Source organism: Bradyrhizobium sp. LA6.1 (assembly GCF_040547805.1).
In the GTDB taxonomy this organism is placed as follows: domain Bacteria; phylum Pseudomonadota; class Alphaproteobacteria; order Rhizobiales; family Xanthobacteraceae; genus Bradyrhizobium; species Bradyrhizobium barranii.
The window spans coordinates 72,458-84,806 of the sequence record NZ_JBEPQK010000024.1 but is presented as its reverse complement, the minus strand read 5'-3'; the positions used below and the strand labels follow the sequence as shown (position 1 = coordinate 84,806).

Here is a 12,349-nt window from a genome sequence, read left to right as displayed (position 1 = left end):
GTCCACCCGGGCAATTTCTTGTCGATTTGCAGGCCGGTTTACAGGCGCAAGCTTGTGCGAGACCCCAACTCGACAAGCGAGCGGCCCATATCCGGAAAGTGAAGCCTGAGGATTCGTGCGGCGTCCCGGCCGACGATCCTTACTTCTTCTTCTTCTTCTTGGCTTTCTTCGCTCCGCCCAGCATCGAAAGGCTGGCATCGACATCCTTGAGCGCGGACTGGAGCTTCTTCTTCTCGGCGCCCAGCAGCTTTTGCAGGGCCTTGCGGTCCTTGTCGCTCAACGAGGTACCCTTGGTAAATTTGATGAAACCCATAACATACTCCCCCGGTTGAAAATAATCGTCCAAATCAAATCGAGGGAATAATCTTGCGCGCTGGCGCCAAATAATCAAGATGCAACTTGGTCATTCACAGCTTTGGCGAGTGAACCTGTGTTCTCCCGGCCCGCACAGCCGGTCATGCCGCCCTGCGAGCGAGTAATCGGCCGAGCGGCGTGTTGGGGTGGGCGACGGCCGCATCCAGCAGCGCGACGAGATGCGCCATCCACTCACCGACCCTGCGGCCATCGAGCAGCTCGCCCTTGTAATTGCATGAGCCGGTGATTCCGGTGGGGCGCTCCTTGAGCATCAGCGACAGCCAGGTCTGGTCGATCGGCAGCACCGGCTGGCCTTCGCGCGCGACGTTGCCGATCGATTCGATCGTGACGTCAGCCAGATCGAGCGGCTGGCGCAGCGGATTTTGCAGGGTGAAATAGACCTGGAGCAGCGAGGCCGGATCGATCCCCTCCTGCTCCAGATGGTCGGCCAGGATGTTGAACGGCAACTCCTGGCGCGCATGCGCGTCGAGCACGCTCTGGCGTACCCGGGCCAGGGCTTGCGCGAACGACAGCTCCGGCGTGATTCGGGTACGGACGATCACCGTGTTCTCGAACGGACCGACGACCCGGTCGGTATCCGGCTGGGCGCGATTGGCCATGGCGGTGGCGACCGAAATGTCGTTGCGGCCGCTCTGCGCCAGCAGCAGGGCTTTCAGGCCGGTGAGAAGGCACATGAACAGCGTGCTGTTATGCCGGCCGGCGAACGCCGTGAGCCGGCCGATCAGCTCGCGCTCGAGGCTGACAGGGTGATGCCCGGTGGACGCGCCGGGGCTTGCTTCACCGTCGAAGACGGGGGCCGCGCCGCGCAGATTCTCCGTCCAGTCGGCGGCCTGGCGGCGTGCGGCGTCGGTGCCGCACCACCAGCGCTGCCAGCGGGCGACGTCCGAAAAGGCGAGCGGCAGTTTCGGCAGCGGCACGGACGGACGCCTGGCCAGCGCCGCATAGCGATTGGACAGCTCCTCGAACAGCACGCCGATCGACCAGCCGTCGGCAATGGCATGATGCAGCGTCAGCAGCAGCACATGATCGTCGGCATGGAGCCGCAACAGCCGCGCCCGCAACAACGGCGGCCGCGCGGTGTCGAACGGAGCGTAGGTCTCCTGCTCGATCAGGAGATCGATCTTCCTGAGTTCGAGGGCTTTGCGCCGCTTGTTGTCGTGGGGACGTCCGTCGCCGATGACCTCGATGGTGAGGGCCGGTCCGAGCTCGCCGGGTGTGGCGATGCGACTGACGGGCTCTTCGCCGCTCCGGCCGAATCCGGTCCGCAGCGATTCGTGGCGGCGCACGATGTCGCCGAACGCCTGCGCGAGGGTGGTCGGATCGAGCGGGCCCTGGAGGCGGAAGGCGAAGGGCAGGTTGAATAACGGCAGGCCCGGCAGGTTCTGCTCGATCCGCATCATCTGGTCCTGTGCGATCGAGAGCGTTGGGAGCCCGCTTTCAGCAGGCCGCAGCATGCCTGTTGCCGGCTTGCGCGGCTTTGCTGCCACGGCCTCGTCAACCCGCCGGGCGAGCTCTTCGATCGTCGGAGCCTCGAAGATGGTCTTGATCGGCAGCGACACGCCGAGCGCACGGGCGACGCGCGCCATCGCCTGGCCCGCCAGAAGCGAATGGCCGCCGAGATCGAAGAAATTATCCGTCACGCCGAGGCTCTCGACCTTCAGCAGGTCGACCCAGATGTCCGAGAGCACCTTTTCGGTGAAGTGCCGCGCCGGCACGGCGGCGTCCGGTCCGGAGGCGTCCTGCTGCGCGGGCGCCAGCAGCGCCGACCGGTCGATCTTGCCATGGGCATTGAGCGGCATCTGGTCCAGGAACAGGAATGCGGACGGGATGGCATGGCCCGGCAACCGGCTCTTCAGGAAGTCGCGCAGCTCGCTGGCGCTGCTCTGGCTGCCGGCCCTTGCGACGATATGGGCAATCAACCTGACATCGCCGCTCGCCTCGCGGCGCGGCTCGACGATGCCGGCGCGCACCGCGGGATGGTCGGCAAGCGCGTTCTCGATCTCCTTGAGTTCGATACGGTAGCCCCGGACCTTGACCTGATGGTCGGCGCGGCCGAGGCATTCGATGGTGCCGTCGGCGCGGCGGCGGGCGAGGTCGCCGGTCCGGTACAGCCGCGCGCCTTCCTGGCGCGAGAACGGATCGGGCAGGAAACGCTGACGGCTCTGCGCGGGATCATTGATGTAGCCGCGGCCGACACCGGCGCCGCCGATGCAGAGCTCCCCGGTCACGCCGACCGGCAGCGGCTGGAGGTTTTGATCGAGCACATGGAGCTGGGTGTTGGGCAGCGGCGCGCCGACCGGGACGTTGCTCGCCGCCGCCGCCGGCGCGTTGGTCAGGCGATGCAGCGAGACGTCGTCGGAACATTCCGACGCGCCATAGGCGTTGATCAGCGGCACCTTTGGGCAGCGGGCGAACCAGGCGCGGCAGAGATCGACCGGCAGCGGCTCGCCGGTCGAGATCAGGAGCCGCAATCCCGCAAAGGCGCGCTGGACCTGCGCGTCGTCCATGCGGTCGAGGATCACCCGCAGCAGCGACGGGACGATCTCGAGCACGCTGATGCCTTCGCGCTCGATCTCCCGCGCGAGCAGGATCGGGTCCTGCACGATTGCGTTGGCGCAGACATGGACGCGCGCGCCGACCATGGGACCGGCAAGGAACTGCCAGACCGAGATGACAAAGCTCTGCGGCGCAGTCTGGGCGATCACGTCGCTGGCCGTAATGCCGAGCTCGGAAATGAGCGACGCCAGATGGTTCGACAGCCCGCGCTGCTCGATCATGACGCCCTTTGGCGCGCCGGAGGAGCCGGATGTGTAGATGAGATAGGCGAGGCTCGCAGCTGCGCGCCGCGCGGCGCGGACAGGCCTGGTCGATCCGGGTGCGATCGCGTCCTCGAGCTCGGCGACATGGATGCGCTCGACCAGCGGTTCGAGCAGCGCCTCGACCATGGCCGACTGGGCGCGCCCGGTCAGCAGCATGCGGGCGCAGCTCGATCCGAGGATGGTCGCAAGCCGCGCCGGCGGCTGGTCGGGATCGAGATTGAGGAAGGCTGCGCCCACGCGCTGCGCGGCGATCATCGCGGCAAGCAGGTCGGGCCCGCGATCTGCAAGCAAGGCGACAACGCTCTCGGCGCCGACACCTTCGCGCGCGAGCCAGCGTGCGGCCGCCTGGCTGCGGCGGGCGAGCTCCCGGTAGGTCAGAGAGGTGTGTCCGTCCGACACGGCAACTGCGTTCGGTGTCTTCTTCGCCTGGCGCTCGAGGCGTTCACAAAGATTGCCGCGCGTGGTGAAATTGGCCACCACGCCCTGGCCTTTCGCCAGCAACTGTCGGCGTTCGGCCTCCAACAGGAGCGGCAGGCGCGAGATGCGCTGCTCCGGATTGGCGATCACGGCCTTGAGCAGGGTCTTGAACTGAGCGGCCATGCCTTCGATGGTCGCAGCGTCGAACAGATCGGTGGCGTATTCGAAGAAGCCGGTGAAGCGGCCGTCGGCCTCGACCAGTTCGAGCGTGATGTCGAAGCGCGCGACCTTCGGGTCGACCTCGAGCCGCCGCGTCGACAGGCCGGGGAAACGTGCCGCCTCGATCGAGGCGTTCTGGAGGATGAACATGATCCGGAACAGCGGATTGCCATCGCTCCGGCGCGCGATCTGCAGCGCGCGCAGCACTTCCTCGATCGGAAGGTCCTGGTTGCGGTAGGCATCCAGCGTGACCTGCCGCACCCGCCGCAACATCTCGCCAAAACCCGGATCGCCGCCGAAATCGTTGCGCAGGATCAGGGTGTTGGCGAACAGTCCGATCAGTCGCTCGCTCTCGATCTGGTTGCGGTTGGCGATCAGCGATCCCGTCGCGACATCCTCGTGTCCGGTGTGGCGGAACAACAGGCACTGGAAAGCCGCGAGCAGCGTCATGAAAGGCGTGACGCCCTGGTCCTGGCTCAGCGCGCGCAGATCGGCCGAAAGTGCCTTGGAGAATTCGAGATAGTGACGGGCGCCGTGACCGCTCCAGACCTCCGGCCGTAGCCGGTCGGTCCGCAGCGGCAGTGTGGTGACACCGTCGAGCTGGGTCCGCCAGTAATCGAGCTGCTCCTTCGCCGCCGGCGTCTGAGCCCAGCTTTGCTGCCATAGCGCAAAGTCGCGATACTGGAAGGCGGGCGAGGGCAACGTCACCGCGCTTGCCTTGCGCGCAGCGGAATAATGGGCGGCAAGCTCCTCCCAGAACAGCCGTTGCGACCAGCCGTCGGTGACGAGGTGATGGACGTTGACCACCAGCGCGTGGCTGGATTTGTCGAACGACAGCAGGGTGACCTTCAGCGGCGGCTCGCGCGCGAGATCGAACGGATATTGCGCGAGCACGAGCGCCTCGCGCCGGATGATTGCGCCCTGCTTGTCCGCGGCGCAGGGCTTGAGCTTGATCCGCTCGAATCGCGGAGGTGATTGCAGCACCCGCTGCGCCGGCTCGCCCTCGCGTTCGATGAAGACCGAGCGCAGCGCCTCGTGGCGCGCGCAGATCGAGGCGAGGCTCGCAGAAAGCGCGGCGACGTCGACCAGTCCCTTGAGAACGGCGACTTCGACGACGTTGTAATTGTAGCGGGTCGGATCGAGCCGCGAGAGCACATACATCCGCTGCTGCTGGAACGACAGCGGCGCGTCGGCTGCCGCCGCCTGGCGCCATGCGGGCACCATCGTCTCGCGATGGGTTGTGGCGGTCTCGATCCGGGCCGCAAGCGCTGAGACCGTGGCGCAATCGAAGATGTCCTCGAAGGAGAACTCGACATTGAAGCGTTCGCGCAAGCGCGAGCGCATCTGCGTCGCCGCGAGCGAGTCCGCGCCGAGCGCAAAGACATCCTGGTCGGTGCCGACCTGCGGCAGCTCCAACAGACCGGCCCAGATCCCCGCGAGCTGGGTCTCCAGCGCGTTGCGCGGCAATTGCGCTTCGACGCCATGCTCCGCGGTTGCGATCAGATCGGCCAGCGCGTTGCGCTTGACCTTGCCGCTCGCGCCTTTCGGCAGTGCGGCCACGCCGCGGATCAGGCTCGGCACCTTGTAGGCCGCAAGACGTTTGCGCGCGAACTGCCGAAGCTGGTCCGGAGTTGCTTCGGAATTCGGGCGCAGCACCACGACGGCGGCGACGTTTTCGCCGAGCTTCTGGTGCGGAACGGCGAACACGCCGGCCTCCAGCACCGCCGGATGGCTCAGCAGGACCTCTTCGACCTCCAGGGGCGAGATCTTCTGCCCGCCGCGGTTGATGACGTCCTTGATGCGGCCGACGATGAAGAGATAGCCGTCGGCGTCGAGATAACCGAGGTCGCCGGTCCGGAACCAGCCGTTGCGGAAGGCGGCCCGTGTCGCCGCCTCGTCATTATAATAGCCGCGGCTCATGTTCGGCCCGCGCAGCATGATCTCGCCGTGCTCGCCGCTCGCAAGCGTGCGGCCCGCCCCGTCCATGATCGCGATCTCGGGGCCCGCAGCGCGGCCGACCGATCCGACCTTGCGCAGCTCGAACGGATTGGCCGCGATCTGCGAGGCCGCTTCCGTCATGCCGTAGGTCTCGAGCACGGGAACGCCGAACATCGCCTCCAGCCCGTTCAGGATCGCGGGTGCGAGCGAGGACGAGGCCGAGCGGATCACGCGCAGCGATGACGAGCGGGCGCGGTCCGGGTCGGCCTCGGCCGCCGTCAGCAGCGCGCGATGGATGGTCGGCACCGCCGTGTACCAGGTCGGTCGCAGCTCCCGCATCCAGCCGAAGAAGGACAATGCGTCGAAACCGTTGGTGCAGATCACGCTGGAGCCCGCGGCAAGTGCCGTCAGCAGGCCGGAGATCAGACCATGAGCGTGAAACAGGGGCAGGGCATTGAGCAGGCGGTCGTGGGCTGCGAGCGACAGCACGCGGCCGGCATTGTATGCGGACAGGCACACATTGCGCTGCGTCAGCGGCACCATTTTCGGCCGCGCCGCCGTGCCTGACGTCAACAGGATGAAGGCGTCATCGTCGCCGCGCGAGGCGCCGCTTGTGCTGGCCGGCCCGACTGCCGGGCCGATGAACGCGCAGCCGCCGAGATTGTCGTTCGGCCCCGGCACGAAATCGATCACCGCGATATCGAGTGCCTTGGCAACGTCACGACTTGGTGAATTCATGTCGGCCCGGGTGACGAGCGCGGTCAGCTTCAATTCGCTGAAATAGCGCTGCAGCTCGTCGGCCGTCAGATCGGGATTGACCGGGACGCAGGCGCCGGCCGAGGCGACCGCGATCAGCGCCAGCGCGCTGTCGGCGCCGCGCGGCAGCGCAACGGCGATCCCGTCGGCAGGGGCAATGCCGAGCCCCCGCAGGGTGCGGACCAGTTGCTGGACCAACTCACCCAGCTTGCCGTAGGTGAGGGCCGGCCGGCCCGGCGCGAGGAGAGCCGGTGCCGACGGCGTCTTGCGCGCATAAAAGTCGAGAAGGCCGCCGATATCGGCAAACGTCCTGGTTTCGGCGCCTGCGCTGTCCGAATCCTCTCCCGCTACGGATGCAATGTGGGACAATGCCATTCCCTTTTGATCTGATTGAGCTATTCTTCCCAAGACTTAGGGAACGCGTCCAGTCTGAGGTGAAGTTCGGGCCCCAAAATCTGTGGTTGAGGGGCCTAAAGCCCTTCGACGGAGTGAAGGTCGGGCAGAATCACCATGCTGGAGAATGAACCTGTTACGGGGACGGAAGGCGGGTTGAAGCGCTGGCTCGAAGGCGTCGGTCTTGGACATTACACCGATCTCTTCGCGCAGCACCGCCTCGATCTCGATGTGATGGGGGACCTGACGGAATCCGACCTGGTCGAGCTCGGATTGCCGCTCGGCGATCGCAAGCGGCTTCAGCGCGCGATGTCGGCGCTATTCCACGCTGAGACCGCCGAGAAGCCCGATACGGCCGCGCGCCCGCAAGTCCGGGCGGAAGTCGGTGCCGAACGGCGTCAGCTCACCACCATGTTCTGCGACATGGTGGATTCCACCTCGCTGTCGGTGCAGTTCGATCCGGAAGACGTGCGCGACATGATCGCGAGCTTTCGCGAGACCTGTGTCCGGGTGGTGAAACATTACGAGGGGTTTGCCGCGCGCTTTGTCGGCGACGGTATCCTTGTCTATTTCGGCTATCCGACCGCGCATGAGGACGATGCCGAGCGATCGGTGCGCGCCGGGCTCGAGATCGTGCGGGTGCTGTCGACTGCGCGCGCGATCGAGCCGCGCGGTGCGCTGAGCCACGCGCCCGCCGTCCGCATCGGGATCGCAACCGGTCTCGTCGTGGTCGGCGACCTCGTTGGCCAAGGCACCGAGGAGCGCGATTCCGCGGTCGGAGAAACCGTCAATCTCGCCGCGCGCCTGCAAGGTCTGGCGCCACCCAACGGCGTCGTGATCTCGTCCTCGACACAGTCGCTGCTGAAGGGAAAGTTCGACTACCGCAATCTCGGTGTCCATGCGCTGAAGGGCATCTCGGAGAAGACGCAGGCCTGGCACGTGGTGCGCGCCTCGCGGGCGGAAACCCGCTTCGCCGCTGCCATGGGCGGGCGGTTGACGCCGCTCGTCAACCGCGAGGAGGAGATCGCGCTGCTGATGGGGCGCTGGCAGCAGGTCAAGGACGGCGACGGCCAGGTCGTGGTCAAGTTCGGCGAGCCCGGCATCGGCAAGTCGCGCATCATCCAGGAGATCTTCGACCGGATCGCGGGCGACCGCCATGGACACGTCTCGTTCCAGTGCTCGCCCTATTACACTTCCACGGCTTTCTATCCGTTCTCCGAGCAGCTCAAATTCTCGCTCGGCCTCGACCGCGAGGATCCATCCGCGACCTCGCTGGCGGGTCTGGAGACCGCGATCGCGGCCGCCCATGGCGACATCGAGCAGGTCACGCCGCTGTTTGCCGCGCTGCTGTCGATCCCGACCGGAGACCGCTATCCGCCGCTCGACCTGTCGCCGCAGCAGCAGAAGGATGCGACCGTCGCGGCGCTGGTCAATCATTTCCTCGGCCTTGCGCGCGACATGCCGCTGGTGATCGCGCTTGAGGATCTGCACTGGATCGACCCGACCTCCCGCGAGGTGATCGACCTCCTCGTCGCCCGGGTGCAGAACCAGCCGGTCCTTGTCATCATCACCGCGCGCTCCGAATTCCAGCCGAGCTGGAACGCGCATTCGCACATCACCACGCTGGTGCTGAACCGCCTGAGCCGGCAGCTGCGCACGACGCTGGTCGAGCGCGTCGCGGGCCGCGAGCTTCCCAAGGAGGTGGTCGAGGAGATCATCGTCAAGACCGACGGCGTGCCGCTGTTCCTGGAAGAGCTGACCAAGACCGTTCTCGAATCCAACCTCCTGACCGAGCGGCACGGGCGCTACGTGCTGTCGGGCCCATGGCGGCAGCTCGCGATCCCGGCGACCCTCACCGACTCGCTGATGGCGCGGCTGGACCGGATGGGGCCGTTCAAGCGCATCGCGCAGATCGGCGCCACCATCGGTCGCGAGTTCTCCTACGAGACGCTGCACGCGGTCGCCAACACGCCGGCGGAGCAGATCGAGGCCGCGCTCAATCATCTGGAGGAGGCCGGGTTGATCATGCGCCGCGGCCATCCGCCGGGCGCGCTCTACTCCTTCAAGCACGTGATGATCCAGAACGCCGCGCACGACAGCCTGCTGCACAGTGAGCGGCGCAAGCTGCATTCGCGGATCGCGCAGGTGCTCGCCGAGATGTATCCGGAGAAGACCGAGCGCGAACCGGAGCTGCTCGCCCATCACCTCACCGAATCCGGCCAGAGCGAGGGCGCCGCCAGCTTCTGGCTCAAGGCCGGCAAGCAGGCGGCCAAGAGCGGCGCCAATCTGGAGGCGATCGGGCATTTGCGCCGGGGCTTGAGCGTCGTGCAGGCCAATGCACGCATGCAGGGCGCCGACGAGATGGAGCTGGAGCTGCGCATCGCGCTCGGCAACGCATTGATTGCCGCCAAGGGCTACGCCGTGCAGGAGGTCGAGGAGAACTACATCCGCGCGCTCGAGCTCGGTCAGCAGCTCGACGACGACGAGAAGGCCTTCGCCGCCACGCGCGGGCTCTGGGTCTGCCATTTCATCCGTGCCGATCTCAGCCGCGCGCACGATCTGAGCGTCGAGCTGTTGAAGTTCGCCAAGCGCGAACGGCTGAACGAGCGCACGCAGCCGGCGCAGCAGACCGGCTATCTGATCGAGGCGCACCGCTCGATCGCGATGACGATGCTCTATCGCGGCCGTTTTGCCGCCTCCCAGCACCATCTGCACCGTTGCATCAACCTCTACAGTCCCGATCTGCACTCCGATCTGATGGAGCGGCACGGTACCGATCCCGGCGTCGTTTCGCTGTCCTATCTCGGCTATCTCCTCTGGTTCCTCGGCCGGCCGGACGCGGCGCGCCAGCACAGCGAGCAGGCGATCGCGAATGCCGAGAAGATCCGCCATCCCTTCACGCTCGCCTTCGCGCTCGTGTTCGGCGCCTATCTGTGCCAGCATTTGCGCGACGTCGAGGGCACGCGCGACCACGCCAACCGCGCCATGATCATCGCCACCGAGCACAATTTCCTGCACTGGAAGCAGCAGGCGGCGATCCTGCGCGGCTGGGCGCTGGCCCAGCTCGGCGAGGCCGACGAAGGTCTCAGCCAGATGCGCCTCGGCCTCGACGAATACGAGGCGATGGATTCCTGGCTCGCCGGCTGCTGGTTCCGCTGCCTGCTTGCGGAAGCCTATGCCAAGGTCGGGATGCGCGATGCCGCCTTGCGCGCGCTGGACGGCGCGCTCGCGACCGCGAGACGGACCGGCGATCACTCCTATCTCGCCGAGGTCTATCGGCTGCAGGGCGAGATCACGATGTCGGACGGTGATCCGGCATCGGTGCAGGAGGCCGAGGACCTGTTCGCCCTGTCGCTAGAGACCGCGCGCAAGCAGGGCGCGCTGTCATGGGAGCTTCGGACCGCCGTCAGCCTTGCGCGCCTGTCGCACCAAGCCGGCAAGCGCGAGCACGCAAGTCTTCTGCTTTTGCCGATCGTCGGCAAGTTCAGCGAGGGCTTTTATACTCCGGACCTGAAGCAGGCGATGCAGCTCCTCAGCGAGCTCGGCGGAGACGTGCCCGTCCTTGAACAGGCCGATGCGATGAAATGAGCGATCTTGCCGCCGCGCGTGCGCGCTATGTCGAGTTGATTGCGAAGCGAGAGCGGATCGCCTCTCCACGCCTGCTCGAAGCGCTCGCCGCCATCCCGCGCGAGGATTTTCTGGCGAAGGGACCCTGGCGCATCAAGAGCGAGGCGGCGCGCAGCTACCGGCTGACGCCGGATCCCGATCCCGTTCATCTCTACGACAATGTGCTGGTCGCGATCGATGCGCGCCGCAAGCTCGACACCGGGCTGCCGAGCCTGTGGGCGCACTTCATCGATCTGCTCGACGTCGGGGAGAAGGACCGCGTGGTCCAGATCGGCTGCGGTCTCGGCTATTTTTCGGCGGTGTTGTCGAAGATCGTGGGGCCCAGGGGCAGGGTGCGTGCAATCGAATGCGACGGGCGGCTTGCGGCGCGTGCCGCGAACTACCTTCGCCCCTATCGCAATGTCGAGGTCGTGCATGGCGATGGATGCGAGGAGATCGGCGAACCGGCCGACGTGATCATCGTTCATGCCGGCTTCCCGCACCCGCATCCGCTCTGGCTTCAGTCGCTCCGCCCGCACGGCCGCCTCCTGGCGCCGCTGACGCAGCGCGACCGCGAGGGCGCCGCCCTCAAGATCACGCGCAAGGGCAGGGGGTTCGAGGCCGAGGCGGTGCAGCAGATCCGGATCTTCCCCGGCCAGGGTCGCGGTGTGACCGCACTCGACGACCGCGTCGCCGACTGGTGGCAGCGCGCCTCCGCGCTGGCGCCACTGCGTTTTCGCGGCATCGAGCAGGGGCTGCCGTCGGATGGCTAATGCTTCGTTTCGTTTTACCTTGATTCCGTTTGTGAGTTTCCAGCATCTCGCGGTGCGGCTATGAGTGCGGCTTGATGGCCATTCGAGCGCGCTCCATGCATTCCGTTGCCCTGCTGACCGCCAGCTACGCCAAGGATATCGAACGCTTTTCGCTGCTCAGCGAGAGCATCGACACCTGGCTCTCGGGATACACGCGGCATTATGTTCTCGTTAACGATGAGGACGTACCGCTGTTCGAGCGGTTCGCGTCCGACAAGCGCGTCATCGTTCCGGCCTCGAATTATCTGCCGAAATGGCTGTGGGCGCTGCCGCCGGCGCTTCAGTTCCTCAGCAAGCGCCGCGTCTGGCTGTCGCTGCTGTCGTCGCCGGTGCATGGCTGGCACATCCAGCAGATCCTCAAGATCGCCGGCGTCCTCAACGCGCCGGAGCAACGCGTCTGCATCCTGGATTCGGACAATCTGTTCTTCCGCGAATTCGACGTTGGCCAATATGCCGGCGCCGAGAAGACACCGCTGTTCGTTACCCCGAAGGACATCGGCGCGGACCATCCGCTGCATGGGCTGTGGCTGCGCACCGTCGATCAGCTTCTCGGTATCAAGGAACGCTCGTTCCCCGCCGATGACTATGTCGGCAACGCGCTGGTCTGGGACAAGGACACCGCGCGCGCGATGACCGACGCCATCAAGGCGGCGACGGGCTTGAACTGGGTTCTGGCGCTGTGCCGGAAGAAGAAGTTCTCGGAGTATCTGATGTACGGACACTTCGTCGCGAAGTCGCCCGCGCATCTGGCCACCCATCGGGTCACCGAAGACAGCATTGCGGTCTCGCATTGGGACGACACGCCCCTCGACCGTCCCGCCATCGAAGCGATGATGCGCGCGGCCTCGCCCGAACAGGTCGCGCTCTGCATCCAGTCCTATTCGTCGACCTCGATCGACGACATCCGCGACGTGTTCCACCTCAGTTCGCGGGATCGACGCAGCCCGAGCCTGTCTCCTGAAGATATGGGTGATGCGGCCGAATTCGAAGTGCCGGCGAAGACGCGCTAAGGCC

General features: G+C 66.2%; 5 protein-coding genes. 3 read left to right on the top strand and 2 right to left on the bottom strand.

Features of this window, described 5'->3' with window-relative positions; genetic code table 11:
- Positions 1–139: 139 nt before the first annotated feature.
- Together ABIB99_RS38970 and ABIB99_RS38965 are read right to left on the bottom strand one after the other, a co-directional pair.
- Positions 140–313 carry a hypothetical protein gene (locus ABIB99_RS38970; RefSeq protein WP_193375704.1) on the bottom strand — a complete coding sequence of 58 codons (174 nt, stop codon included), beginning with the start codon at positions 311–313 and terminating at the stop codon, positions 140–142.
- 142 nt (positions 314–455) lie between these two features.
- A complete protein-coding gene (locus ABIB99_RS38965; RefSeq protein ID WP_354181048.1) occupies positions 456–6,899 on the bottom strand; it encodes a non-ribosomal peptide synthetase in 6,444 nt (2,147 codons plus the stop codon).
- A gap of 135 nt (positions 6,900–7,034) precedes the next feature.
- On the opposite strand from ABIB99_RS38965, the gene ABIB99_RS38960 reads away from it, so the two are divergent.
- The 3 genes from ABIB99_RS38960 to ABIB99_RS38950 all read left to right on the top strand — a co-directional run bounded on the left by ABIB99_RS38960 (position 7,035) and on the right by ABIB99_RS38950 (position 12,345).
- Positions 7,035–10,505 carry an ATP-binding protein gene (locus ABIB99_RS38960; protein WP_247311692.1) on the top strand — a complete coding sequence of 1,157 codons (3,471 nt, stop codon included), beginning with the start codon at positions 7,035–7,037 and terminating at the stop codon, positions 10,503–10,505.
- Positions 10,502–11,296 carry a protein-L-isoaspartate O-methyltransferase family protein gene (locus tag ABIB99_RS38955; RefSeq protein ID WP_354181046.1) on the top strand — a complete coding sequence of 265 codons (795 nt, stop codon included), beginning with the start codon at positions 10,502–10,504 and terminating at the stop codon, positions 11,294–11,296. Before ABIB99_RS38960 ends, ABIB99_RS38955 begins: the two co-directional genes overlap by 4 nt.
- 95 nt (positions 11,297–11,391) lie before the next feature.
- Positions 11,392–12,345, top strand: coding sequence for a DUF6492 family protein (locus ABIB99_RS38950; protein ID WP_354181044.1), 954 nt, complete (start codon positions 11,392–11,394; stop codon positions 12,343–12,345).
- The last annotated feature ends 4 nt before the right edge of the window (positions 12,346–12,349 follow it).